Source organism: Pseudomonas sp. YH-1, from assembly GCF_051990045.1.
GTDB classification, from domain to species: Bacteria; Pseudomonadota; Gammaproteobacteria; order Pseudomonadales; family Pseudomonadaceae; genus Pseudomonas; species Pseudomonas nicosulfuronedens.
On record NZ_CP178184.1, the window covers coordinates 2,924,968 to 2,951,153 of the forward strand.

General features: G+C 64.0%; 22 protein-coding genes and 3 tRNA genes. 24 read left to right on the top strand and 1 reads right to left on the bottom strand.

The genetic code is table 11. The features are described 5' to 3' along the window. Positions 1 to 34: 34 nt before the first annotated feature. The 24 genes from ACKI1H_RS13660 (at position 35) to ACKI1H_RS13775 (ending at position 25,324) form a co-directional block, all read left to right on the top strand. Positions 35 to 1,069 (top strand): TRAP transporter substrate-binding protein, encoded by a 1,035-nt coding sequence (locus ACKI1H_RS13660; RefSeq protein ID WP_440468862.1) that lies wholly within the window; start codon positions 35 to 37, stop codon positions 1,067 to 1,069. 45 nt (positions 1,070 to 1,114) lie between these two features. Beyond that, the gene (locus ACKI1H_RS13665) at positions 1,115 to 1,753 is read left to right on the top strand and encodes a TRAP transporter small permease (RefSeq protein WP_440468614.1); all 639 of its coding nucleotides are present in this window, start codon (positions 1,115 to 1,117) and stop codon (positions 1,751 to 1,753) included. Further along, the gene (gene dctM, locus ACKI1H_RS13670) at positions 1,750 to 3,030 is read left to right on the top strand and encodes a C4-dicarboxylate TRAP transporter large permease protein DctM (protein WP_416747805.1); all 1,281 of its coding nucleotides are present in this window, start codon (positions 1,750 to 1,752) and stop codon (positions 3,028 to 3,030) included. Before ACKI1H_RS13665 ends, dctM begins: the two co-directional genes overlap by 4 nt. Before the next feature lie 162 nt (positions 3,031 to 3,192). Further along, positions 3,193 to 5,148 (top strand): acetate--CoA ligase, encoded by a 1,956-nt coding sequence (gene acs / locus ACKI1H_RS13675; RefSeq protein ID WP_138522567.1) that lies wholly within the window; start codon positions 3,193 to 3,195, stop codon positions 5,146 to 5,148. 724 nt (positions 5,149 to 5,872) lie between these two features. Next, positions 5,873 to 6,652, top strand: a complete 780-nt coding sequence (locus ACKI1H_RS13680) for an ABC transporter substrate-binding protein (protein WP_138522565.1) — start codon at positions 5,873 to 5,875, stop codon at positions 6,650 to 6,652. A gap of 140 nt (positions 6,653 to 6,792) precedes the next feature. Further along, positions 6,793 to 7,482 (top strand): ABC transporter permease, encoded by a 690-nt coding sequence (locus ACKI1H_RS13685; RefSeq protein WP_138522563.1) that lies wholly within the window; start codon positions 6,793 to 6,795, stop codon positions 7,480 to 7,482. 16 nt (positions 7,483 to 7,498) lie between these two features. Then, on the top strand, positions 7,499 to 8,197 hold the full coding sequence (locus ACKI1H_RS13690) for an ABC transporter permease (protein WP_138522561.1): 699 nt from the start codon (positions 7,499 to 7,501) through the stop codon (positions 8,195 to 8,197). A gap of 10 nt (positions 8,198 to 8,207) precedes the next feature. After that, positions 8,208 to 9,320: a succinylglutamate desuccinylase/aspartoacylase family protein gene (locus ACKI1H_RS13695; protein ID WP_138522559.1), complete on the top strand. Its 1,113-nt coding sequence runs from the start codon at positions 8,208 to 8,210 to the stop codon at positions 9,318 to 9,320. Positions 9,321 to 9,337: 17 nt separating this feature from the next. Then, positions 9,338 to 10,102, top strand: coding sequence for an arginine/ornithine transport ATP-binding protein AotP (aotP, locus tag ACKI1H_RS13700; protein ID WP_138522557.1), 765 nt, complete (start codon positions 9,338 to 9,340; stop codon positions 10,100 to 10,102). 34 nt (positions 10,103 to 10,136) lie between these two features. Continuing rightward, complete coding sequence (argR, locus tag ACKI1H_RS13705) at positions 10,137 to 11,120, top strand: transcriptional regulator ArgR (RefSeq protein ID WP_440468615.1); 984 nt, start codon at positions 10,137 to 10,139, stop codon at positions 11,118 to 11,120. 432 nt (positions 11,121 to 11,552) lie between these two features. Beyond that, complete coding sequence (locus ACKI1H_RS13710) at positions 11,553 to 12,773, top strand: aspartate aminotransferase family protein (RefSeq protein ID WP_081517971.1); 1,221 nt, start codon at positions 11,553 to 11,555, stop codon at positions 12,771 to 12,773. Positions 12,774 to 12,938: 165 nt separating this feature from the next. Next, positions 12,939 to 13,955: an arginine/ornithine succinyltransferase subunit alpha gene (aruF, locus tag ACKI1H_RS13715; RefSeq protein WP_138522553.1), complete on the top strand. Its 1,017-nt coding sequence runs from the start codon at positions 12,939 to 12,941 to the stop codon at positions 13,953 to 13,955. 11 nt (positions 13,956 to 13,966) lie between these two features. Then, positions 13,967 to 14,986: an arginine N-succinyltransferase gene (gene astA / locus ACKI1H_RS13720; protein WP_440468616.1), complete on the top strand. Its 1,020-nt coding sequence runs from the start codon at positions 13,967 to 13,969 to the stop codon at positions 14,984 to 14,986. Between the two features lie 25 nt (positions 14,987 to 15,011). Then, entirely contained in the window at positions 15,012 to 16,478 is a 1,467-nt protein-coding gene (gene astD / locus ACKI1H_RS13725) for a succinylglutamate-semialdehyde dehydrogenase (protein WP_171049480.1), read from the top strand. Continuing rightward, positions 16,478 to 17,824 (top strand): N-succinylarginine dihydrolase, encoded by a 1,347-nt coding sequence (gene astB / locus ACKI1H_RS13730; protein ID WP_440468617.1) that lies wholly within the window; start codon positions 16,478 to 16,480, stop codon positions 17,822 to 17,824. Before astD ends, astB begins: the two co-directional genes overlap by 1 nt. A gap of 9 nt (positions 17,825 to 17,833) precedes the next feature. Beyond that, positions 17,834 to 18,115 carry a hypothetical protein gene (locus ACKI1H_RS13735; RefSeq protein WP_054907334.1) on the top strand — a complete coding sequence of 94 codons (282 nt, stop codon included), beginning with the start codon at positions 17,834 to 17,836 and terminating at the stop codon, positions 18,113 to 18,115. A gap of 50 nt (positions 18,116 to 18,165) precedes the next feature. Beyond that, on the top strand, positions 18,166 to 19,158 hold the full coding sequence (astE, locus tag ACKI1H_RS13740) for a succinylglutamate desuccinylase (protein WP_440468618.1): 993 nt from the start codon (positions 18,166 to 18,168) through the stop codon (positions 19,156 to 19,158). Positions 19,159 to 19,341: 183 nt separating this feature from the next. Then, positions 19,342 to 20,346, top strand: coding sequence for a low-specificity L-threonine aldolase (ltaE, locus tag ACKI1H_RS13745; RefSeq protein WP_440468619.1), 1,005 nt, complete (start codon positions 19,342 to 19,344; stop codon positions 20,344 to 20,346). Between the two features lie 121 nt (positions 20,347 to 20,467). Beyond that, the gene (gene alaS / locus ACKI1H_RS13750) at positions 20,468 to 23,092 is read left to right on the top strand and encodes an alanine--tRNA ligase (protein ID WP_138522540.1); all 2,625 of its coding nucleotides are present in this window, start codon (positions 20,468 to 20,470) and stop codon (positions 23,090 to 23,092) included. 101 nt (positions 23,093 to 23,193) lie between these two features. Further along, complete coding sequence (locus ACKI1H_RS13755; RefSeq protein ID WP_081517979.1) at positions 23,194 to 24,429, top strand: aspartate kinase; 1,236 nt, start codon at positions 23,194 to 23,196, stop codon at positions 24,427 to 24,429. Positions 24,430 to 24,616: 187 nt separating this feature from the next. Next, complete coding sequence (gene csrA, locus ACKI1H_RS13760) at positions 24,617 to 24,802, top strand: carbon storage regulator CsrA (protein ID WP_003085981.1); 186 nt, start codon at positions 24,617 to 24,619, stop codon at positions 24,800 to 24,802. A 70-nt stretch (positions 24,803 to 24,872) separates the two neighbouring features. Further along, a tRNA-Ser gene (locus ACKI1H_RS13765) sits at positions 24,873 to 24,963 on the top strand. A gap of 109 nt (positions 24,964 to 25,072) precedes the next feature. Further along, positions 25,073 to 25,149, top strand: a tRNA-Arg gene (locus tag ACKI1H_RS13770). A gap of 98 nt (positions 25,150 to 25,247) precedes the next feature. Next, positions 25,248 to 25,324: transfer RNA gene (locus tag ACKI1H_RS13775), tRNA-Arg, on the top strand. 65 nt (positions 25,325 to 25,389) lie between these two features. On the opposite strand, the gene bamE is transcribed toward ACKI1H_RS13775, so the two are convergent. After that, positions 25,390 to 25,914: an outer membrane protein assembly factor BamE domain-containing protein gene (bamE, locus tag ACKI1H_RS13780; protein ID WP_440468620.1), complete on the bottom strand. Its 525-nt coding sequence runs from the start codon at positions 25,912 to 25,914 to the stop codon at positions 25,390 to 25,392. Positions 25,915 to 26,186: the final 272 nt, after the last annotated feature.

The window sequence follows — 26,186 nt, forward strand, 5'->3', positions numbered from 1 at the left end:
AGAACAAATTGAGGGTGACGCGATGTTTGGAACCATGGGGCGGGCGTTGCTCGCCGTCCTGGCGTTGGCCTGCGCTTCTGTCATACAGGCTGCCGATGAACCGCAGACTGCCAATCAACCGACTATCCATGAACCGGCTATTCATGAACCGATAGTGATCAAGTTCGCCCACGTGGTCGCGGAGAACACGCCCAAGGGACAGGGCGCGCTGATGTTCAAGCGCCTGGCCGAAGAGCGTCTGCCCGGTCGCGTGCGCGTGGAGGTCTACCCGAACTCCTCGCTGTTCGGCGACGGTAAGGAAATGGAGGCGCTGTTGCTGGGCGACGTGCAGATGCTCGCGCCGTCCCTGGCCAAGTTCGAGCAGTACACCAGGAAGGTGCAGATATTCGACCTGCCGTTCCTGTTTGACGACATCGATGCCGTCGACAACTTCCAGCGCAGCCCGCAGGGCCAGAGCCTGCTGACCAGCATGCAAGGCAAGGGCATCCTCGGCCTGGCCTACTGGCACAACGGGATGAAGCAGCTGTCGGCCAACCGCCTGCTGCTCGAGCCGGGCGATGCGCGCGGGCTGAAGTTCCGCGTGCAGGCCTCCGACGTGCTCAATGAGCAGTTCCGCGAGCTGCGCGCGATCTCCCGCAAGATGTCCTTCGCCGAGGTCTACCAGGGCCTGCAGACCGGCGTGGTGAATGGCACCGAGAACACCTGGTCGAACTACGAGAGCCAGAAGGTCAACGAGGTGCAGAAGTATTTCACCGAGTCCAACCATGGCCTGGTGGACTACATGGTGATCACTAATGCGAAGTTCTGGAACGGCCTGCCGCCTGACCTGCGCGCCGAGCTGCAGAAGATCATGGCCGAGGTCACCGTGAAGGTGAACCAGGAAGCCGAGCGGCTGAACCGCGACGCCCGCCAGCGCATCCTCGCCAGCGGTACCAGCGAGATCCATCCGCTCACCGCGCAGCAGCGCGCCGACTGGCGCGAGGCGATGCAGCCGGTCTGGCAGAAATTCCGCGACAACGTCGGCGCCGATTTCCTCCAGGCCGCCGAAGCCTCCAACCGTCCCCATTGATCCGTCCGGCCCCGCCGGATGGCGGGGCTTTCTGGAGCCTTTTCCATGAACCGACTCGTGCGCGTCTGGAACCACTTCGAGGAAGGCGCCATCGCCTTTCTGCTGGCGGCGATGACGCTGGTGACTTTCGTCTACGTGGTGATGACCAATGTCTTCACCCTGTTCTATGACCTGGGCGACCGCCTGCCGTCGCTGCAGGGGCTGTTCTACGCCATCGGCGACGCAATCCTCGGCATCGCCCAGGACATGTCCTGGAGCAATGCGCTGACCAAGGCGCTCTTCGGCTGGCTGATCTTCTTCGGTATCGCCTATGGCGTGCGTACCGCCGGCCACCTGGGAGTGGACGCGCTAGTGAAGCTGGCGCCGCGCCCGGTCCAGCGATTCATTGGCGTGCTCGCCTGCCTCTGCTGCCTGGGCTACGCCGGGCTGTTCATGGTCGCCAGTTTCGACTGGGTGAATACCCTGTTCAATGCCGGCATCGGCGCCGAGGACCTCGACCACTTCGGCATCCTCCAGGCCTACATCGCGGTGATCGTGCCCATCGGTTTCGGCCTGGTGCTCCTGCGTTACCTGGAAATCCTCGTCAACCTGTTGCGCGGCCGCCAGCTCGGCCTGGGCCTTGCCGACGAGGCCGCGGAAGCCTCGAAGCTGGCCGGCGAAGAAGCCGCGGAGAATCGTCCATGACCGTGATGATCCTGTTCCTCCTGCTGTTCGTCTTCATGTTCATCGGCGTGCCCATCGCGATTTCCCTGGGCCTGTCCGGCGCGCTGACGATCCTGCTGTTCAGCCCGGACTCGGTGCGCTCGCTGGCGATCAAGCTGTTCGAGACGTCCGAGGCCTACACGCTGCTGGCGATCCCGTTCTTCCTGCTATCCGGCGCGTTCATGACCACCGGCGGCGTGGCCCGACGGCTGATCGACTTCGCCAACGCCTGCGTCGGCCACATCCGTGGCGGCCTGGCGATCGCGGCGGTGCTGGCGTGCATGCTGTTCGCCGCGCTGTCCGGTTCCTCGCCGGCGACCGTGGCAGCCGTGGGTTCCATTGCCGTGGCCGGCATGGTGCGCTCGGGCTATCCGCGGGAGTTCGGCGCCGGGATCATCTGCAACGCCGGGACCCTGGGCATCCTCATCCCTCCGTCGATCGTCATGGTCGTGTACTCCGCCGCCACCGAGACCTCGGTGGGCAAGCTGTTCGTCGCCGGCGTGGTGCCGGGCCTGCTGCTGGGCGTGATCCTGATGGTGGTGATCTACATCGTCGCCCGCGTGAAGAAGCTGCCGGCGCAACCGCGCGCCAGCCTGCGCGAATGGCTGTCCGCTGCACGTCGCGCGGGTTGGGGGCTGTTGCTGCTGGTGATCATCCTTGGCGGCATCTACTCCGGCCTGTTCACCCCCACCGAGGCGGCAGCGGTGGCGGCGGTCTACTCGGCCTTCGTCGCGCTGTTCGTCTACAAGGACATGCGCCTGCGCGACTGTCCCAAGGTGCTGGTGGAGTCCGGGCGACTGAGCATCATGCTGATGTTCATCATCGCCAACGCCATGCTCTTCGCCCACGTGCTGACCACCGAGCAGATTCCCCAGCAGATCACCGAGTGGGTGATGCAGGAGGGGCTGACGCCGATCGGCTTCCTGCTGATGGTCAACATCGTGCTGCTGGTGGCAGGCAGCTTCATGGAGCCGTCGGCCATCGTGCTGATCCTCGCGCCGATCTTCTTCCCCATCGCCATGCGCCTGGGGATCGATCCGATTCACCTGGGGATCGTCATGGTGGTGAACATGGAGATCGGCCTGGTACACCCCCCGGTGGGGCTCAACCTGTTCGTCACCTCGGCGGTCACCGGCCTGCCGCTGGGGGCGACCATCCGCGCGGCGCTACCGTGGCTGATGATCCTGCTGCTGTTCCTGATCCTGGTGACCTACGTGCCCTACATCTCGCTGGCGCTGCCCCACGCCCTTGGCATGTGACAGGTTGTCGCGGCCCCATGAGCCTGTTGCCAAAACAACGGCTTATGGGGCTCATCACTACGACTAAGGATTGGTAAGACCATGGTCGTATGGTTCGGGGAAGGGTGTCGCCGTTACAACTGATGGCAACAAAAACAACACTCTTCACCGAGGTAAAACGCCATGACAGCGGCATCCGTGTACCCCGTGCGTCCCGAAGTGGCCGCGACCACTCTGACCGACGAGGCCACCTACAAGAAGCTGTACCAGCAGTCGGTGGTCAATCCCGACGGCTTCTGGCGCGAACAGGCCCAGCGCATCGACTGGATCAAGCCGTTCACCAAGGTCAAGCAGACCTCCTTCGATGACCACCACGTGGACATCAAGTGGTTCGCAGACGGCACCCTGAACCTCTCCTACAACTGCCTCGACCGCCACCTGGCCGAGCGCGGCGACCAGCTCGCCATCATCTGGGAAGGTGACGATCCTTCCGAGCACAAGGAAATCACCTACCGCGAGCTGCACGAGCAGGTCTGCAAGTTCGCCAACGCCCTGCGTGGCCAGGACGTGCACCGTGGCGACGTGGTGACCATCTACATGCCGATGATCCCGGAAGCCGTGGTCGCCATGCTGGCCTGCGCCCGCATCGGTGCGATCCATTCCGTGGTGTTCGGTGGCTTCTCACCCGAAGCCCTGGCCGGCCGCATCATCGACTGCCGCTCCAAGGTGGTGATCACCGCTGACGAAGGTCTGCGTGGCGGCAAGAAGACCCCGCTCAAGGCCAACGTCGACGACGCGCTGACCAACCCGGAAACCAACAGCGTGCAGAAGATCATCGTCTGCAAGCGTACCGGTTCGCCCATCAAGTGGAACCAGCACCGCGACGTGTGGTTCGAGGACCTGATGAAGGTCGCCGGTTCCACCTGCGCACCGAAGGAAATGGGCGCCGAGGACCCGCTGTTCATCCTCTACACCTCCGGCTCCACCGGCAAACCCAAGGGCGTGCTGCACACCACCGGCGGCTACCTGGTCTACGCCTCGCTGACCCACGAGCGCGTATTCGACTACCGTCCGGGCGAAGTCTTCTGGTGCACCGCCGACATCGGCTGGGTCACCGGTCACACCTATGTGGTCTACGGCCCGCTGGCCAATGGCGCGACCACGGTGCTGTTCGAGGGCGTGCCGAACTATCCGGACATCTCCCGCGTCGCCAAGATCGTCGACAAGCATAAGGTCAACATTCTCTACACCGCCCCGACTGCCATCCGCGCCATGATGGCCGAGGGCAAGGCGGCGGTCGAAGGCGCCGACGGCTCCAGCCTGCGCCTGCTGGGCTCGGTCGGCGAGCCGATCAACCCGGAAGCCTGGCAGTGGTACTACGAGACCGTCGGCCAGTCGCGCTGCCCGATCGTCGACACCTGGTGGCAGACCGAAACCGGCGCCTGCCTGATGACCCCGCTGCCGGGCGCCCACGGCCTGAAGCCGGGCTCCGCCGCCAAGCCGTTCTTCGGCGTGGTGCCGGCGCTGGTGGACAACCTGGGCAACATCCTGGAAGGGGCCACCGAGGGCAACCTGGTGATCCTCGATTCCTGGCCGGGCCAGGCGCGTACCCTGTACGGCGACCACGACCGTTACGTGGACACCTACTTCAAGACCTTCAAGGGCATGTACTTCACTGGCGACGGTGCCCGTCGCGATGAGGACGGCTACTACTGGATCACCGGCCGCGTCGATGACGTGCTCAACGTCTCCGGTCACCGCATGGGCACCGCCGAGATCGAGAGCGCCCTGGTCGCCCACCCGAAAGTGGCCGAGGCCGCAGTGGTTGGCGTGCCGCACGACATCAAGGGGCAGGGCATCTATGTCTACGTCACCCTGAATGCCGGTGAGGAAACCAACGAGCAACTGCGCCAGGAACTGCGCGCCTGGGTGCGCAAGGAAATCGGCCCGATCGCTACCCCGGACGTGATCCAGTGGGCGCCCGGCCTGCCGAAGACCCGCTCGGGCAAGATCATGCGCCGCATCCTGCGCAAGATCGCCACGGCCGAGTACGACACCCTGGGTGATATCTCCACCCTGGCTGATCCGGGCGTCGTGCAGCACCTGATCGACACGCACCAGGCCATGCGCGCGGCCTGATCCGTCGTCCCACAAAAACGCCCCGCTTGCCGGGGCGTTTTTCATTCCTGCGTCTTTATGCCGGGCGCCTGCCTGCGCTGAAGCTCTCGCGGAGCACGAATGTAGGATGGCGTGGAGCGCAGCGATACCCATCAATTCCGTACGCATCGACAGCATGGGTATCGCAAGCTCCACCCATCCTACGAGTTCGCTTTCCGCGGAGGGCGATAGCTCGCAGGGCGCATAACGCGCCTTATCCGTCGGCGGGGTATCGGCGGATAACCCGTTCCGGGTTATCCGCCCTACAGTGTGCTTCCTGCCCACTGGTAACATTCTCCTGCGACAAAATGAGGCGTCAGGAAACATTTCGCACGTCATTGGTGCGTCTTTTCTGTCGGTGTGGAATAAGGCAATATCGCGCACCCCGCGCCAAGCCTGGGGTTTGATAGTTTTGGCTCGATTACTGCTAGTAATTAGGGTTTTACTACCCGCTTTCGAATCACGTAAAATCCGCGCCGTCAAGCCGCCGGGGCCCTGTCTCCGGCGCTTCTATAATTACTTGTCGCATTGAAGAAATATCCGCTCCGGGGCTGTCGCTAGAATGCCGCTCACCCCGGTAGGCGCGCTTTTCACAAGAATCGCGCCGGCAATGCGCAGACGAACAATAACCTTCACTTCTGCACGGGCAGCCTGGGCCAACCCCTTTCTCCTGCCAATCGAAGACCTACCCTCGAAGGAGTTACTGATGAAGAAGTTTGCACTTCTCGGTGCGCTGGCCCTGTCCGCGCTTTCCCTGGTTGCCCACGCTGACGACAAGCCGGTCCGCATCGGTATCGAAGCCGGTTATCCGCCTTTCTCCTTCAAGACTCCCGACGGCAAGCTCGCCGGTTTCGACGTGGATATCGGCAACGCCCTGTGCGAAGAAATGAAGGTCAAATGTACCTGGGTCGAGCAGGAGTTCGACGGCCTGATCCCGGCACTGAAGGTGCGCAAGATCGACGCCATCCTCTCGTCCATGACCATCACCGATGAGCGCAAGAAGTCCGTCGACTTCACCAACAAGTACTACCACACCCCCGCGCGCTTCGTGATGAAGGAAGGCGTGACCCTGAACGATCCGCTGGCGGACCTGAAGGGCAAGAAGGTCGGTGTGCTGCGCGCTTCCACCCATGATCGCTACGCCACCGACGTCCTGGCCCCGGCCGGCATCGAAGTGGTGCGCTACAACTCCCAGAACGAAGCCAACATGGACCTGGTCTCCGGCCGCATCGATGCGACCATGGCCGACTCGGTCAACCTCGACGACGGTTTCCTGAAAACCGACGCCGGCAAGGGCTACGCCTTCGTGGGCCCGGAATACAACGATCCGAAGTACTTCGGTGGTGGCGCCGGTATCGCCGTGCGCAAGGGAGATACCGCCCTGGTCGAGAAATTCAACACGGCCATCGCCGGCATCCGTGCCAACGGCAAGTACAAGGCAGTACAGGACAAGTACTTCAAGTTCGACGTCTACGGCGAGAACTGATCCACGTCCAGAAGTGGCACAGACCCAGGCCTGATCCTGAAGTTTGTGCCACTTTTTTATTGGGGGTGAGCCTGCAGTCGCGCTCGCCCTGAGCGTCCGTGTCGTTGCGGGCGACGTCCGGCTTCACGAGGTACGAAATTATGCTCAATGGCTATGGAGCCACCATCGTCGATGGTGCCTGGCTGACGCTTCAGCTGTCCCTGCTATCGATGGCCCTGGCGATCGTGCTGGGCCTGCTCGGCGCGGCCATCCGCCTGTCGCCGGTGAAATGGCTGGCCTGGTGCGGCGACCTCTATGCCACCGTGATCCGTGGCGTACCGGACCTGGTGCTGATCCTGCTGATCTTCTACGGCGGCCAGGCCGCGGTGAACTGGATCGCACCCATGGTTGGCTATGACGACTACATCGACCTCAACCCCTTCGCTTCCGGCGTCGGAACCCTGGGCTTCATCTTTGGCGCCTACCTGTCCGAGACCTTCCGTGGCGCCTTCATGGCCATCCCGAAAGGGCAGGGCGAGGCCGGCTTCGCCTATGGCATGAGCCCGCTTCAGGTGTTCTTCCGCATCCAGGTGCCGCAGATGATCCGCCTGGCCATTCCTGGCTTCACCAACAACTGGCTGGTGCTGGTCAAGGCTACTGCGCTGATTTCCGTGGTCGGCCTGCAGGACATGATGTTCAAGGCCAAGCAGGCCTCGGACGCCACCCGCGAACCCTTCACCTATTTCCTTGCCGTGGCGGCGCTGTACCTGGTCGTTACCAGCGTCTCCCTGGTGCTGCTGCGCCTGCTCGAACGCCGCTATTCGGTCGGCGTGAAAGTCGCCGAGCTTTGAGACCGGGAGCCTGATCATGATTTTTGACTTCTCCGTCATCTGGGACAGCCTGCCGCTCTACTTCAGCGGCCTGCTGGTGACCCTCAAGCTGCTGGCGATCTCGCTGTTCTTCGGCTTGCTGGCGGCCGTGCCGCTGGCGCTGATGCGCTGCTCCAAGAACCCTGCGGTGAACCTGCCGGCCTGGCTCTACACCTATGTCATCCGCGGCACCCCGATGCTGGTGCAGCTGTTCCTCATCTACTACGGCCTGGCCCAGTTCGAAGTGGTACGTGAAAGCGTCTTCTGGCCGTGGCTGTCCAACGCCACCTTCTGTGCTTGCGCCGCGTTTGCCATCAACACCAGCGCCTACACCGCCGAAATTCTCGCCGGCAGCATCCGCGCCACTCCGCATGGCGAGATCGAAGCGGCCAAGGCCATGGGTATGTCGCGCCTGAAGATGTACCGCCGCATCCTGCTGCCCTCGGCCCTGCGCCGCGCGCTGCCGCAATACAGCAACGAAGTGATCATGATGCTGCAGACCACCAGCCTGGCGTCCATCGTGACCCTGGTGGACATCACCGGCGCCGCGCGCACCGTGTACTCGCAGTACTACCTGCCGTTCGAGGCTTTCATCACTGCCGGCATCTTCTACCTGATCATGACCTTCACCCTGGTGCGCCTGTTCAAGCTGGCCGAACGCCGCTGGCTGGCCTATCTCGCGCCGCGCAAGCACTGAGGAATACACCGTGGAACGTATCGATCATCTGCTGCCGTGGAGCAGCCTGGGTAGCGAGCGCCGCCTGAGCGTATTCCGCTACGGCAAGGGTCCGCGCAAGGTCTACATCCAGTCCAGCCTGCACGCTGACGAGCTGCCGGGCATGCGCACCGCCTGGGAGCTCAAGCAGCGGCTGGCTGACCTCGAGTCGCGCGGGCAACTGAACTGCGTCGTCGAACTGGTGCCAGTGGCCAATCCCATCGGCCTGGGCCAGACCCTGCAGGCCAGCCATCTGGGTCGTTTCGAGTTCGGCAGCGGAAAAAACTTCAACCGCGATTTCGTCGAGCTGAGCGCGCTGGTTGCCGAGCGTGTCGGCGACAGGCTGGGCGCCGATGAAACCGCCAACGTAGAGCTGATCCGCCAGGCCATGCGTGATGGCCTCGATGCGCTGCCGCCGGCTTCGTCCGAGCTGCAGGGCATGCAGCGCATCCTGTTGCGTCACGCCTGCGACGCCGAGGTGGTGCTCGACCTGCATTGCGACTTCGATGCCGCCATCCATGTCTACGCGATCCCGCAGCACTGGCCGCGCTGGAAGTCCCTGGCTGCACGCCTGAAGGCGGGTGTCGCGCTGCTTGCCGAAGACTCAGGCGGTAGCTCCTTCGACGAATCCTGCTCGTTGCCCTGGCTGCGCCTGGCGCAGGCCTTCCCGCAGGCGGCGATTCCGCTGGCGTGCCTGGCGACTACCGTCGAGCTGGGTGGCGTGGGTGATACCCGCGTCGACCAGGGACAGGCCAATGCCGAAGCCATCCTCGGCTTCCTCGCCGAGCAGGGCCTGATCGCTGGCGAGTGGCCGGCAGCCCCGGCTGAATGCTGCGAAGGCATGCCTTTCGAAGGCACCGAATACCTCTACGCACCCCACGTGGGCGTGGTGAGTTTCCTGCGCAAGGCGGGGGAGTGGGTGGAGAAGGGCGACGCACTGTTCGAAGTGGTCGATCCGCTGAACGACCAGGTCAGCACCGTTCGCGCCGGCACTTCCGGCGTGCTGTTCGCCATCGAGCGCGGGCGCTACGCCCAGCCGGGGCTTTGGCTGGCCAAGGTGGCCGGGCGTGAGCCGTTCCGCAAGGGCCGGCTGATCAACGACTGAATTCGAGAACCGACACCATGTACAAACTGGAAATCCAGGACCTGCACAAGCGCTACGGCAACCACGAGGTGCTCAAGGGCGTCTCCCTGGCGGCGAAGGCAGGCGACGTGATCAGCATCATCGGCTCCTCCGGCTCGGGCAAGAGTACCTTCCTGCGCTGCATCAACCTGCTGGAGCAACCCCACGCCGGCAAGATCCTGCTCAACGGCGAAGAGCTCAAGCTTGTGCCGAACAAGGAGGGTGCGCTCAAGGCTGCCGACGCCAAGCAGCTGCAGCGCATGCGCTCGCGCCTGTCGATGGTGTTCCAGCACTTCAACCTGTGGTCGCACATGAGCGCCCTGGAGAACGTCATCGAGGCGCCGGTCCACGTGCTGGGCGTGTCGAAGAAAGAGGCGCTGGAAAAGGCCGAGCACTACCTGGCGAAAGTCGGCGTGGCGCACCGCAAGGATGCCTACCCGGCCCACATGTCCGGCGGCGAACAGCAGCGCGTGGCCATCGCCCGCGCCCTGGCGGTCGAGCCGGAGGTCATGCTGTTCGACGAACCGACTTCGGCGCTCGACCCGGAGCTGGTCGGCGAAGTGCTCAAGGTCATGCAGGACCTGGCCCAGGAAGGCCGCACCATGGTGGTGGTGACCCACGAGATGGGCTTCGCTCGCGAGGTCTCCAACCAGCTGGTGTTCCTGCACAAGGGCCTGGTGGAAGAGGCGGGCTGCCCGAAGGAAGTCCTGGCCAATCCGCAATCGGACCGCCTCAAGCAGTTCCTTTCCGGCAGCTTGAAGTAAGCTGTCCGTTACAGTCGCCTGGTGACCTAGCCGCATGACCGCACAACGCATCGGATTTCTCCTCTGGCCGCACACGCGGGCGCTGACCCTCGGTCTGGCCGAGGAGGCCCTGCGGGTCGCCCGCCGGCTGCACCCCGAAGCGCTCTACGAACCGGTGTTCATGAGCGCCGAAACGGTAGCCGAAGCCGATGGCTGGCGCCTGCCGGGGCAAGCCTGGAACGGCGTGCTGGAGCAATGCCAGCGCATCTTCCTGGTCGCCGACGAGATTCCGCAGACGGTCTCCGCGCCACTGGCCGCCGTACTCAAGCAGCTGTCGCGCAGCGGTGTGAGCATCGGTGCGCTGTCCGCCGGTATCTATCCGCTGGCGCAACTGGGCCTGCTCGACGGCTACCGCGCCGCCGTGCACTGGCGCTGGCACGATGACTTCACCGAGCGTTACCCCAAGGTCATCGCCACCAACCACCTGTTCGAGTGGGACCGTGACCGCCTCAGCGCCTGCGGAGGCATGGCGGTGCTCGACCTGCTGCTGGCCGTGCTGTCCCGCGACCATGGGGCGGAACTGGCGGGCGCGGTTTCCGAAGAGCTGGTGGTGGAGCGCATCCGCGAAGGCTCGGAACGCCAGCGCATTCCGCTGAAGAACCGCCTCGGCTCCAGCCATCCGAAGCTCACCCAGGCGGTGCTGCTGATGGAGGCGAACATCGAGGAGCCTCTGACCACCGACGAGATCGCCCAGCACGTGTGCGTCTCGCGCCGCCAGCTGGAGCGCATCTTCAAGCAATACCTGACCCGCGTGCCCAGCCAGTACTACCTGGAACTGCGCCTGAACCGCGCGCGGCAGATGCTCATGCAGACCAGCAAGTCGATCATCCAGATCGGCCTGTCCTGCGGCTTCTCCAGCGGCCCGCACTTCTCCAGCGCCTACCGCAACTTCTTCGGCGTGACCCCGCGCGAAGATCGCAACCAGCGCCGCGGCCAGAGTGCCGCCGAAGCCGCCCCGGTGGTTACCGAGCGCGGCTGACTTTCTGTGCCCGCAGGGCGAATAACCTGGAACAGGTTATCCGCCGGTCGTGGTAAGGCGGATAACGCTGGTGCGTTATGCGCCCTACGGTCCTGATCTCCCTGTAGGAGCGAGCTTGCTCGCGAACCGCCTGCTGCTAGTGCGTCAGGAAAGAACGTTCGCGAGCAAGCTCGCTCCTACAAAAAAATCCCTGCGCTCCTTATTCCTTTTCTTCTCGTTCGCCGAGCGAACAAATTCCACAGTCGCTTGTACCCGCAGCAAGCCACAGGCCTTACACTGCGCCTTCCCGACGCTTTCTGTCGCATTTCCGTAAGCCTCGGCAATTCGCGGGTTGGCGCTATAACAAGTTGTCGCATGGCGACAATGACGGCCCGCTGTTCGTCCCTACAATCCATTCATCGATAGCCGCCTCAACCAGGCAGGAGAACACCGATGTCCGCTCCGCAAGCTCAGGTCCAACGCTCCGATTTCGACCAGGTCATGGTTCCCAACTATTCGCCGGCGGCCTTCATTCCGGTGCGTGGCGAGGGTTCCCGAGTCTGGGATCAGAGCGGCCGAGAGCTGGTGGACTTCGCCGGTGGCATCGCGGTCAGCTCCCTGGGCCACACCCATCCGGCACTGATGCAGGCGCTGACCGAGCAGGCCGGCAAGATCTGGCACGTCTCCAACGTCTTCACCAACGAGCCGGCCCTGCGCCTGGCCAAGAAGCTGATCGACGCCACCTTCGCCGAGCGCGTGTTCTTCGCCAACTCCGGCGCCGAGGCCAACGAGGCTGCGCTGAAGCTGGCGCGCCGCTACGCCCATGACGTCTACGGCCCCGAGAAGTACGAGATCATCTCGATGGTCAACAGCTTCCACGGCCGTACCCTGTTCACCGTCAACGTCGGTGGCCAGGCCAAGTACTCCGATGGTTTCGGCCCGAAGGTCGAAGGCATCACCCACATCCCGTTCAACGACCTGGAAGCCCTGAAGGCGGCCATCTCCGACAAGACCTGTGCGGTGATCATCGAGCCGGTGCAGGGCGAGAGCGGCGTGCTGCCGGCCGACCAGGCGTACCTGGAAGGCGTGCGCAAGCTGTGTGACGAGAACAACGCTCTGTTGATCTTCGATGAAGTGCAGAGCGGCTTCGGTCGTATCGGCTACCTCTACGCCCACCAGTACTACGGCGTGAACCCGGACATCCTCTCCAGCGCCAAGGGCCTGGGCGGCGGTTTCCCGATCGGCGCCATGCTGACCACCGCGAAGATCGCCGAGCACCTGGTCGTCGGCACCCACGGCACCACCTACGGCGGCAACCCGCTGGCGTGCGCCGTTGCCGGTGCGGCCTTCGACGTGATCAACACCCCGGAAGTGCTCGAAGGCGTGAAAGCCAAGCACGAGCGCTTCAAGGTCCGCCTGGAGAAGATCGCCGCCGAGTACGGCATCTTCACCCAGGTACGTGGCATGGGCATGCTGATCGGCGCCGTGCTCAACGACGCCTTCAAGGGCAAGGCCAAGGATGTGCTCAACGCCGCCGAGAAGGAAGGTGTGATGGTCCTGCAGGCCGGCCCGGACGTGGTGCGCTTCGCGCCCAGCCTGGTGATCCCGGACGCCGACATCGACGAAGGTCTGGATCGTCTCGAGCGTGCCATCGCCAAGCTGACCCGCGGCTGATCACCCGGCTACGCTGAACCGGCGGGGCCCGCGCCTCGCCGCTCAACCGGCCGGATCGTCCCGGCCGGCGCTTTCGAATGCCCTGATGAGCGCGGCACGGGCCGTGTCGCGCCCATGATTCATCAACCAAGAATCACAATTTTGTCTGGTTAGAGGAGTGACGCCATGCTGGTGATGCGCCCCGCCCAAGTGGCCGACCTGCAGCAAGTGCAGCGTCTCGCCGCGGACAGCCCGGTCGGCGTCACGTCGCTGCCGGACGACGCGGAACGTCTGCGCGAGAAAATCCTGGCCTCGGAAGCCTCGTTCACCGCCGAAGTGAGCTTCAACGGTGAGGAGAGCTACTTCTTCGTGCTCGAAGACAGCGAGACCGGTCGCCTGGTCGGCTGCTCGGCCATCGTGGCCTCGGCCGGCTTCTCCGAGCCGTTCTACAGCTTCCGCAACGAGACCTTCGTGCACGCCTCCCGCGAGCTGAAGATCCACAACAAGATTCACGTTCTCTCGCTGTGCCATGACCTCACCGGCAACAGCCTGCTGACCAGCTTCTACGTCGAGCGCGATCTGGTGAATACGCCGATCGCCGAGCTCAACTCCCGTGGCCGCCTGCTGTTCATGGCCAGCCATCCGGAGCGCTTCGCCGACGCGGTGGTCGTGGAGATCGTCGGCTACAGCGACGATCAGGGCCAGTCGCCGTTCTGGAACGCCATCGGGCGCAACTTCTTCGACCTGGACTACACCGAGGCCGAGAAGCTGTCCGGGCTGAAGAGCCGTACCTTCCTCGCCGAACTGATGCCGCACTACCCGATCTACGTGCCGCTGCTGCCGGACGACGCCCAGGAAGCCATGGGCCAGGTTCACCCGCGTGCGCAGATCACCTTCGACATCCTGATGCGCGACGGCTTCGAGTCCGACAACTACGTCGATATTTTCGACGGCGGCCCCGCGCTGCATGCGCGCACCAGCAGCATCCGCTCCATCGCACAAAGTCGGCAGGTGCCGGTGCGCATTGGTGAGGGTGGCAAGGGCAATCGTGGCTATCTGGTCACCAATGGCCAACTGCAGGATTTCCGCGCCGTCGTCGCCGAACTCGATTGGGTACCGGGCAAGCCCGTCACCCTGAACCAGGAAACCGCCGAAGCCCTGGGCATCGGCGAGGGCGCCAGCGTGCGCCTGGTTGCGATCTGAGGGGAGAGAGCATGATCGTCCGTCCCGTAACCAGCGCCGACCTGCCGGCTCTCTTTGACCTGGCGCGCAGCACCGGCACCGGTCTCACCACGCTGCCAGCCAACGAGCAGCGCTTGCAGCACCGCGTGAACTGGGCCGAGAAGGCCTTCCGTGGTGAGGCCGAGCGTGCCGACGCCGACTATCTGTTCGTGCTGGAAAACGACGAAGGCAAGGTTGTCGGCATCTCCGCCGTCGCCGGCGCCGTCGGCCTGCGCGAGCCCTGGTACAACTACCGCGTCGGCCTGACCGTCAGCGCCTCCCAGGAACTGGGCATCCATCGCGAGATTCCCACGCTGTTCCTGGCCAACGACCTCACTGGGCAGTCCGAGCTGTGCTCGCTGTTCCTGCATGCCGACCACCGTGCCGGCCTCAACGGTCGCCTGCTGTCCAAGGCGCGCTTCCTGTTCATCGCCGAATTCCGCGAGCTGTTCGGTGACAAGGTGATCGCCGAGATGCGCGGCATGTCCGATACCGCCGGGCGCTCGCCGTTCTGGGAAAGCCTGGGCCGGCACTTCTTCAAGATGGAGTTCAGCCAGGCCGACTACCTGACCGGGGTGGGCAACAAGGCCTTCATTGCCGAGCTGATGCCCAAGTTCCCGCTCTACACCTGCTTCCTCTCCGAGGATGCGCGCGACGTGATCGGCCGCGTACATACCGATACCGAGCCGGCGCTGGCCATGCTCAAGGCCGAGGGCTTCAGCTACCAGGGTTATGTCGACATCTTCGATGCCGGCCCCGCCATCGAGGCGCCGACCGAGAAGATCCGTGCCATCGCCGACAGCCAGAACCTGGTGCTGGCCATCGGCACGCCGGGCGACGACGCCGAGCCCTACCTGATCCACAACCGCAAGCGCGAGGAGTGCCGCATCACCGCAGCCCCGGCGCGCGTGGCCGCCGGTTCGCTGGTGGTCGATGCGCAGACCGCCAAGCGCCTGCGCCTGTCCGCCGGGGCTTCGGTCCGCGCGGTGCCCCTCTCCGGAAAACGCAACTGACGCCGCCCGGCGTCAGGGGAGCCTGATAATGAATACCCACTACATTGCCGGCCAGTGGCTGGCGGGCGAAGGCGAGCCTCTGGAATCGCTCTGCCCGGTCAGCCAGGCCGTGGTCTGGTCCGGCCGTGCCGCTTCGCAGCAGCAGGTCGCCTCCGCCGTTGCCGCCGCTCGCAGTGCCTTCCCGGCCTGGGCCCGTCGCCCGGTGGATGAGCGCATCGCCGTACTGGAACGCTTCGCCGCCGCCCTCAAGGGCCGTTCCGAGGAACTGGCCCGCGCCATCGGCGAGGAGACCGGCAAGCCGCTGTGGGAAGCTGCCACCGAAGTGACCAGCATGGTCAACAAGGTCGCCATCTCGATCCAGGCATTCCGTGAGCGCACCGGCGAGAAGAGTGGTCCGCTGGCCGACGCCACTGCCGTGCTGCGCCACAAGCCCCATGGCGTGGTCGCCGTGTTCGGCCCGTACAACTTCCCCGGCCACCTGCCCAACGGCCACATCGTGCCGGCCCTGCTGGCCGGCAACGCCGTGGTGTTCAAGCCCAGCGAGCTGACCCCGAAGGTCGCGGAGCTGACCCTGCAGGCCTGGATCGAGTCGGGCATTCCCGCCGGCGTGATCAACCTGGTACAGGGCGCCCGTGATACCGGCGTGGCACTGGCTGGCCATGACGACATCGATGGCCTGTTCTTCACCGGCTCCAGCCGCACCGGCAACCTGCTGCACAGCCAGTTCGGCGGTCGCCCGCAGAAGATCCTGGCGCTGGAGATGGGCGGCAACAACCCGCTGATCGTCGATGAAGTGAAAGACGTCGACGCCGCCGTCTACACCATCATCCAGTCCGCCTTCATTTCCGCCGGCCAGCGCTGCACCTGCGCCCGCCGCCTGCTGGTGCCGCAGGGCGCCTGGGGCGATGCGCTGATCGAGCGCCTGGTGACCGTGGCCTCGACCATCAAGGTCGGCCGTTTCGACGAACAACCGGCGCCCTTCATGGGCTCGGTGATCTCGCTTGCCGCCGCCGAACACCTGGTCAAGGCCCAGGAACAACTGCTGGCCAAAGGTGCCAAGCCGTTGCTGGCGATGACCCAGCCGCTGGCCACCGCCGCGCTGCTGACGCCGGGCATCCTCGATGTGACTGCCGTGGCCGAGCGCCCGGACGAGGAATTCTTCGGCCCGCTGCTGCAAGTGATCCGCTACGCCGACTTCGACGCCGCCGTGCGCGAAGCCAACGCCACCCAGTACGGCCTCGCCGCCGGCCTGCTGTCGGATTCCCGCGAGCGCTATGAGGACTTCCTCATCGAGAGCCGCGCCGGCATCGTCAACTGGAACAAGCAGCTGACCGGCGCCGCCAGCAGTGCGCCGTTCGGTGGCATCGGCGCCTCCGGCAATCATCGCCCGAGTGCGTACTACGCAGCCGACTACTGCGCGTACCCGGTCGCTTCGCTGGAAAGCGACAGCCTGAGCCTGCCTGCAACCCTGACTCCGGGAGTGAGCCTGTGATGACCGCCTATGAAATGAACTTTGACGGCCTGGTCGGACCGACGCACAACTATGGCGGCCTGTCCTACGGCAACGTGGCCTCGCAGAGCAACAGCCAGGCGGCGTCCAACCCGCGCGAAGCGGCGAAGCAGGGCCTGTCGAAGATGAAGGCACTGATGGAGATGGGCTTCAAGCAGGGCGTATTCGCCCCGCAGGAGCGTCCGGCGGTGGCCTCGTTGCGTGCCCTGGGCTTCTCCGGCAGCGATGCCGAGGTGATCGCCAAGGCGGCGAAAGAGGCCATGCCGCTGCTCGCTGCCGTCAGCTCGGCGTCCTGCATGTGGACGGCCAACGCCGCGACCGTCAGCCCCGGTGCCGACACCGCCGATGGCCGTGTGCACTTCACCGCCGCCAACCTGAACTGCAAGTTCCACCGCTCCATCGAACATCCGCAGACCAGTCGTATCCTCGCGGCGATGTTCAACGACGAGAAACACTTCGCCCACCACGCCGCTCTGCCGGCGGTCGCCCAGTTCGGCGACGAGGGTGCGGCCAACCATACGCGCTTCTGCAAGTCCTACGGCGAAACCGGCGTCGAGTTCTTCGTGTTCGGTCGCAGCGCCTTCGACAGTCGCTTCCCCGCACCGCAGCGCTACCCGGCGCGGCAGACCCTGGAAGCCTGCCAGGCGGTCGCCCGCCTGCACGGCCTGAGCGATGACGGCGTGGTCTACGCCCAGCAGAACCCGGCGGTGATCGACCAGGGCGTGTTCCACAACGACGTCATCGCGGTCGGCAACGGCGAAGTGCTGTTCCACCACGAAGACGCCTTCCTCGACACCGAGCGGGTGCTCGCCGAGCTGCACGACAAGCTGGGCCGTCGTGGCGGCCGCTTCCGCGCCGTGTGCGTGCCGCGTGACCAGGTCACCGTCGAGGACGCGGTGAAGTCCTACCTGTTCAACAGCCAGCTGCTCACCCGTGCCGACGGCAACATGCTGCTGATCGTTCCGGAGGAGTGCCGCAAGAACGAGCGCGTATGGAACTATCTGTCGCGACTGACTGCCGAGGACGGCCCGATCCGCGAGGTGAAGGTGTTCGACCTCAAGCAGAGCATGCAGAACGGCGGCGGTCCTGCCTGCCTGCGCCTGCGTGTGGCGCTGAACGACGCCGAGCTGGCGGCGGTCAACCCGGGGGTGATCATGACCCCGACCCTGCATGACACCCTGGTCACCTGGGTCGACAAGCACTACCGCGATCGCCTGGCCGAGTCCGACCTGGCTGACCCGCAACTGCTGGTCGAGTGCCGGACGGCGTTGGATGAATTGAGCCAGATCCTTAAACTGGGCTCGGTTTACCCCTTCCAGCAGATTTGAGTAACTGACATGACCGAAAGCCTCCCGCTGATTCTCGAAGACAACAAGGGCGAGCGCCGCGAGACCCACACCGCACGCCTGGCCATCCGCCTGGAAGGGCGGGAACTTTGGCTGGAAGCCGACGGCAAGGGCGGCCTGGTGATCTACGCCGACTCCCATGAGGACGATGCCGAGATCCCGCTGCTGGTGGTGCGCCCGCAGGCAGTGAACCAGTTGGGCCTGAGCCTTGAGCTGGAAGCCGCCGAAGTCCACGAACATGGTCCAGACTGTGGATGTGACCATCACCACTGATCGCGGAGTCCGCGGCCGCTCCGGCCACGGGGAATGATGGAGGCGTCCGCATGCTAGCTCTGGGCAAACTGCTCGAACTGACCCTCGCCGGCCGTGAGCCGACGGAAAAGATTCAGCTCACCGCGGACGGCACCCGTCTGCACTGGCTGGCTGAAGGCGCCCTCGAAGTCACCCCGCCGGTGGCGCGCGACAATGGCCGTGACCTGCTGCTCTCGGCAGGTATCCACGGCAACGAGACGGCCCCCATCGAACTGCTCGACCGGCTGGTACACGGCATCGCCCGTGGTGAGCTGAAGCCGGCGTCGCGGGTGCTGTTCCTGCTCGGCAACCCCGAGGCCATGCGCCGTGGTGAGCGTTACCTGGAACAGGACATCAACCGCCTGTTCTGTGGTCGCCACGAGGAGGGCAGCGGCAACGAGGCCCTGCGGGCGTCGGAACTGGAGCGCCTGGCCGCTGCATTCTTTGCCCGTGAGGGCCGCCCACGCCTGCACTACGACCTGCACACTGCCATCCGTGGCTCGAAGATCGAGCAGTTCGCGCTGTACCCCTGGGCCAGCGGACGCGAGCATTCCCGCGAGGAACTGGCGCGTCTGCGCAGCGCCGGCATCGATGCCGTGCTGCTGCAAAGCAAGCCGGGTATCACTTTCAGCGCCTACACCTACAGCCAGCTCGGCGCCGAGGCGTTCACCCTGGAGCTGGGCAAGGCCCGGCCGTTCGGGCAGAACCAGGCGGTGAACCTGGATCGCCTGGAGGACATGCTGCAGGGCGTGATCAGTGGTCAGGAGGCGGATGGCGCGCAGATCGACGGGCTGCAGCTGTTTGCGGTCTCCCGCGAAGTGATCAAGCACAGCGACCACTTCCGCCTGCACCTGGACGACGCGGTGGACAACTTCACCGAACTGGACCACGGCTTCCTGCTCGCTGAGGACATCGGCGGTACCCGCTGGATCGTGGAAGAGCGGGGCGCGCGGATCATCTTCCCCAATCCGCGGGTGAAGAACGGCTTGCGCGCCGGCATCCTCGTGGTGCCCACCGAACTCTGACCGCACTCTGCTTCTCGCAGGACCGAGGGGCGCCTAGCCCTCGCTCGCGAACCCCCGAGACTGAAGTCGCCGGAAAAATGTGTTCGCGAGCAAGCTCGCTCCTACAGCCACTCCACCCTTGTTCCGCCTCCGGCGAGCGCTTAGCATCGGGCCCTTTCCGCCTGATGCCCGAGGAGCCTTGCCATGTCCATCATCGACCTTCGCAGCGACACCGTGACCCTGCCCACCGCCGGCATGCGTGAGGCGATGGCGCGGGCTGAGCTGGGTGATGACGTCTACGGCGAAGACCCGACGGTGAACCGCCTGGAAGCGACCCTGGCCGAGCGCCTGGGCTTTTCCGCCGCGCTGTTCGTGCCCACCGGCACCATGAGCAACCTGCTCGGCCTGATGGCCCATTGTGGCCGGGGCGACGAATACATCGTCGGCCAACAGGCGCACACCTATAAATACGAAGGCGGCGGTGCAGCGGTGCTGGGCTCGATCCAGCCGCAGCCCATCGATGGCGAGGCCGATGGCTCGCTGGACCTTGCCAGGGTCGAGGCGGCGATCAAGCAGGACGATTTCCACTTCGCCCGCACCCGCCTGCTGGCGCTGGAAAACACCATGCAGGGCAAGGTCCTGCCGCAGGCCTATCTCGCCGCTGCCCGCAAGATGACCCTCCGTCGTGGGCTGGCGCTGCACCTGGACGGCGCGCGGCTGTACAACGCAGCGGTGAAGCTGGGCGTGGATGCTCGCGAGATCACCCGCCACTTCGATTCCGTCTCGGTGTGCCTGTCCAAGGGCCTCGGCGCGCCGGTGGGTTCGGTGCTCTGCGGTGATGCCGAGCTGATCGGTCGTGCGCGCCGTCTGCGCAAGATGGTCGGCGGCGGCATGCGCCAGGCCGGTGGCCTCGCGGCAGCGGCGCTGTATGCGCTGGATCACCAGGTCGAGCGCCTGGCCGAAGACCACGCCAATGCCGAAGCGCTGGGCCGTGGCCTGGCTGAACTGGGCTTCGCCATCGAGCCGGTGCAGACCAACATGGTCTACGTCGGCATCGGCGAGCAGGCTGGTGCACTGGGTGCGCACCTGGCCGAGCGGGGCATTCGTGTCAGCCCGGCGACGCGCCTGCGCCTGGTCACCCACCTTGATGTAAAAAGCGCCGATATCCCGCGTATCGTCGAAGCTTTTGCCGCCTTTCGTCGTTCCTGACAGAAATTATTGCGCGATAGGGGTTAACTATCGCGCAAAGACACTACAACCTTGATGCGGGGCCGATATAATGCGGCCCTTTGCCGGCGATTCGTGGCCGCATTTTTCCGTGGAAGAACCTATGAAAAGCGCTGAAATCCGTGAAGCCTTCCTCCGCTTCTTCGAAGAGAAGGGGCACACCCGCGTAGCGTCCAGTTCGCTGATCCCCGCGAACGACCCGACCCTGCTGTTCACCAACGCAGGCATGAACCAGTTCAAGGACTGCTTCCTGGGTCTGGAAAAGCGCGCCTACACCCGCGCCACCACCAGCCAGAAGTGCGTGCGTGCCGGCGGCAAGCACAACGACCTGGAAAACGTCGGTTACACCGCGCGCCACCACACCTTCTTCGAAATGCTGGGCAACTTCAGCTTTGGCGACTATTTCAAGCGCGACGCCATTACCTACGCCTGGGAATTCCTCACCTCGGACAAATGGCTGAACCTGCCCAAGGACAAGCTCTGGGTCACCGTCTACGCCACCGATGACGAGGCCTACGACATCTGGACCAAAGAGGTCGGCATTCCGGCCGAGCGCATGGTCCGCATCGGCGACAACAAGGGCGCTCCCTACGCTTCGGACAACTTCTGGGCGATGGGCGACACCGGTCCGTGCGGCCCGTGCACCGAGATCTTCTTCGACCACGGCGCCGACATCTGGGGCGGCCCGCCCGGTTCGCCGGAAGAAGACGGCGATCGCTACATCGAGATCTGGAACAACGTCTTCATGCAGTTCAACCGCACCGCTGACGGCGTCATGCACGCGCTGCCGGCGCCGAGCGTGGACACCGGCATGGGCCTTGAGCGCATCAGCGCCGTGCTGCAGCACGTCCACTCGAACTACGAGATCGACCTGTTCCAGAGCCTGCTGAAGGCTTCGGCCGACGCCATCGGCTGCGCCAATGACGACGCGCCGTCGCTGAAAGTGGTCGCCGACCACATCCGTTCCTGCGGCTTCCTCATCGCCGACGGCGTGCTGCCGTCCAACGAAGGCCGTGGCTACGTGCTGCGCCGCATCATCCGTCGCGCTTGCCGCCACGGTAACAAGCTGGGCGCCAAGGGTACCTTCTTCCACAAGATCGTTGCCGCGCTGGTTGGCGAGATGGGCGAAGCCTTCCCCGAGCTCAAGCAGCAGCAGGCGCACATCGAACGCGTGCTGAAGACCGAGGAAGAGCAGTTCGCCAAGACCCTGGAGCAGGGCCTGAAGATCCTCGAGCAGGACCTGTCCGAGCTCAAGGGCAGCGTCATCCCCGGCAACGTGGTGTTCAAGCTGTACGACACCTACGGCTTCCCGGTCGACCTGACCAACGACATCGCCCGCGAGCGCAGCCTGACCCTTGATGAGGAAGGCTTCGAGCGCGAGATGGAAGCCCAGCGCGAGCGCGCCCGCTCCGCCAGCGCCTTCGGCATGGACTACAACAGCCTGGTGAAAGTCGACGGCGATACCCGCTTCCTCGGCTATCAGGGTGTTTCCGGTGCTGGCCAGATCATCGCACTGTTCAAGGACGGCAAGGCCGTCGAGCAACTGGGCGAAGGCGAGGAGGGCGTGGTCGTCCTCGACCAGACTCCGTTCTACGCCGAGTCGGGTGGCCAGGTCGGCGACAGTGGTTACCTGCAGGGTGCCGGCGTGCGCTTCGACGTTCGCGATACCACCAAGGCTGGCGGCGCGCACCTGCATCACGGTGTGGTTGCCCAGGGCAGCCTGAGTGTCGGTGCGGCTGTCAAAGCCGAAGTCGATGCCTCCGTGCGCCAGGCCACCGCGCTGAACCACTCCGCGACCCACCTGCTGCACGCCGCGCTGCGCCAGGTACTGGGCGAGCACGTCCAGCAGAAGGGCTCGCTGGTCGATAGCCAACGCCTGCGCTTCGACTTCAGCCACTTCGAGGCGATCAAGCCCGAGCAGCTGAAGCAGCTGGAAGACATCGTCAACAGCGAAATCCGCAAGAACTCCGAGGTCGAGACCGAAGAGACCGACATCGAGTCCGCCAAGAACAAGGGCGCCATGGCGCTGTTCGGCGAGAAGTACGGTGACCAGGTGCGTGTGCTGAGCATGGGTGGCAGCTTCTCCGTCGAGCTGTGCGGCGGTACCCACGTGTCCCGCACCGGCGACATCGGCCTGTTCAAGATCACCAGCGAAGGTGGTGTGGCTTCCGGCGTGCGCCGTATCGAAGCGGTCACCGGCGGCGCTGCGCTGGCCTATCTCAATGGTGCCGAAGAGCAGCTCAAGGAAGCGGCCGGCCTGGTCAAGGGCAGTCGTGACAACTTGCTGGACAAGCTCTCCGGCCTGATCGAGCGCAACCGTCAGCTGGAAAAAGAGCTGGAACAGCTCAAGGCCAAGGCTGCCAGCGCGGCCGGCGACGATCTGGCGGGTTCTGCTGTCGACGTTGGCGGCGTGAAGGTGCTGTCCTCGCGTCTTGACGGTCTGGACGGCAAGGCGCTGCTGGCGCTGGTCGACCAGCTGAAGAACAAGCTGGGCAGCGGCGTGATCCTGCTGGGCGGTGTGTTCGAAGAGAAGGTCGTGCTGGTGGCCGGTGTGACCCAGGACCTGACCGCCAAGCTGAAAGCTGGCGATCTGATGAAGCAGGCCGCTGCGGCCGTGGGCGGGAAGGGCGGTGGTCGTCCGGACATGGCCCAGGGTGGTGGCGTCGATGCCGGCAAGCTGGACGAAGCTCTGGCGCTGGCAGTCAAGTTTGTCGAACAGGGCCTCTAAAGGCCCTGAAATACGGGGCCCGCAGCGCGTCCGGCGGGCCTTGGCAGCATGCGGTGATGCATGTTTAATGGGCGCCCTTCAGGAATCAGGCGGCTTTTGAAATGGCTTTGATCGTACAGAAGTTTGGAGGGACCTCCGTCGGCACCGTCGAGAGAATCGAGCAGGTAGCCGAGAAGGTGAAGAAATTCCGTGAGGCGGGCGACGACATCGTCGTGGTGGTATCCGCCATGAGCGGCGAGACCAACCGCCTGATTGGTCTGGCGAAACAGATCATGGACCAGCCGATTCCGCGCGAGCTGGACGTGATGGTCTCCACTGGCGAGCAGGTAACCATCGCCCTGCTGAGCATGGCGCTGATGAAGCGTGGCGTGCCGGCGGTTTCCTACACCGGTAACCAGGTCCGCATCCTGACCGACAGTTCCCACACCAAGGCGCGTATCCTGAGCATCGACGATGCGAACATTCGCGCAGATCTGAAAGCCGGCCGCGTAGTCGTGGTCGCTGGCTTCCAGGGTGTGGACGAGCAGGGCAACATCACCACCCTGGGTCGTGGCGGTTCCGATACCACCGGCGTAGCCCTGGCGGCGGCACTGAAGGCCGATGAGTGCCAGATCTACACCGATGTCGATGGCGTCTACACCACTGACCCCCGCGTCGTGCCGCAGGCTCGTCGCCTGGACAAGATCACCTTCGAAGAGATGCTGGAAATGGCCAGCCTCGGCTCCAAGGTGCTGCAGATCCGTTCGGTGGAATTCGCCGGCAAGTACAACGTCCCGCTGCGCGTGCTGCACAGCTTCCAGGAGGGTCCGGGCACCCTCATTACCCTTGATGAAGAGGAATCCATGGAACAGCCGATCATCTCCGGCATCGCCTTCAACCGCGACGAAGCCAAGCTGACCATCCGTGGCGTACCGGATACCCCCGGCGTTGCTTTCAAGATTCTCGGCCCGATCAGTGCCGCCAATGTAGAAGTCGACATGATCGTGCAGAACGTCGCGCACGATAACACCACCGACTTCACCTTCACCGTGCACCGCAACGACTACCAGGCCGCCCTGGAAATCCTCAAGCAGACCGCCACCACCATCGGTGCGCGCGAAGCGACAGGCGACACCAACATCGCCAAGGTTTCCATCGTCGGCGTCGGCATGCGCTCCCACGCCGGTGTTGCCAGCCGCATGTTCGAAGCCCTGGCCAAGGAGACCATCAACATCCAGATGATCTCCACCTCGGAAATCAAGGTGTCCGTGGTTATCGAAGAGAAGTACCTCGAGCTGGCGGTCCGTGCTCTGCACACCGCTTTCGAACTCGACGCCCCGGCCCGACAGGGCGAGTAAGGGGAGCAATAATCGAAAGGCGCGGCTAACCCGCGCCTTTTGTCGTTTTTGACCGGCTGTCAGGAACTTTCTTTCCGGCAGGACTGGTCAATACTTGGGTGAAGGATTCGTGCACTTGATCTATACGAATCTGCCACCATTTCTTTTTTTGCAGACTGCTTATCCCGTAACACGTAAGGAGAAAGGAATGCTGATTCTGACTCGCCGGGTCGGAGAGACCCTGATGGTCGGTGATGACGTCACCGTGACTGTGCTGGGCGTCAAAGGAAATCAGGTGCGCATCGGTGTGAATGCTCCGAAGGAAGTCGCCGTGCACCGTGAGGAAATCTACCAGCGCATCCAGAAAGAGAAAGACCAAGAACCAAACCATTAATTTTTCTAAAATTTTTCTAAAATTTCCTTTGCAAACGGGGAAAACATGGATATCATGCGCCCCGTGTTGCGGAGAGGTGGCCGAGTGGCCGAAGGCGCTCCCCTGCTAAGGGAGTACACCTCAAAAGGGTGTCGGGGGTTCGAATCCCCCCCTCTCCGCCATTGCATCTCCTGGTGCGATGAGTTGTCCGGTTACGTAAGTGACTGAAAAGATTGAAAAATCTTGTTGACAGGTCAGAAGAATCGCTCTAGAATTTGCGCCCTCATCAGCGCACTCATAGCTCAGCTGGATAGAGTACTCGGCTACGAACCGAGCGGTCGGAGGTTCGAATCCTCCTGAGTGCGCCATATACGAGGCAACGCGAAAGCGGGGCTTCAGTGGCGAAAGGGCTGAAAGGTCATTAGCTGCAACCAGTTGGTGAATCTGGTTAAACTTTGCCAACGACGCACTCATAGCTCAGCTGGATAGAGTACTCGGCTACGAACCGAGCGGTCGGAGGTTCGAATCCTCCTGAGTGCGCCATATACGAAAGGGCCTGCAGAAATGCAGGCCCTTTTTCTTTGCCTTCGAAAACATGGTCTGTGCGCTCAGCGTTTCGCCTTACCCATCACACAACCGTCTTCGTCGAAGGTTACGGTGCGTGCGCCCTGTTTCTTGCCCGCTTCGTAGTGATAGCGCAACGTCTCGTTGTGCTGGCTGACCCTGTCTGGCCTCCCCAGGGCGCTTTCCACGTCGCGACGCGTCATTCCCGTCCTCACGCGCCCCTCGATGATCGCCTTGCGCCGTGTGTTGCCCGTAACGCGGTTGCCGCAGCCATTCTGCTGTTCGCCGACAACCACAACTGACTCGTGCTCGGTCTCCTTGCTCTGGCCCTTGCTGCGCGCTACAGGCTTCTGAAGGGCAGGCTCCTGCGGGTTTGCCATTGGCACCGGCTCGCCGCTGCCGGGTGTGGGGTTGTTCGCCTCCTGGATTTCCTGCTGCCGCTCCACCGGGCAGCCATACTGACTGAACAGCACGCTGCCGTCGGCCGCAGTGCAGCGGAACACCGAGGCCGCCTCGCTGGTCGGTACGAGTGGAATCAGGAGTGAGCAGAGCAGGGCAGGCAGGCGCATGGTTTCCTCCGTGATGGCGGGCCTGCCTGCAGCCTAGGAGTGGAAATTGTCAGTTGGGGCCGGGTGTCCTGTGGGAGCTTTCGGGCGTCGAACCGGGCAGTGATTCGCCAGTGAACTTTCGCCCGCAAGCGATTGTTCTGGCCGCCATTTTGTAACGCCTATTACACCCCGGAGTGTTATCATTTCCCGCATCTGCCCTCGATGGGCGCATGGGACACCACCATGGACTTACCCAGTAGTTACTCAGAACCCCGATTGCGTACACACGACCT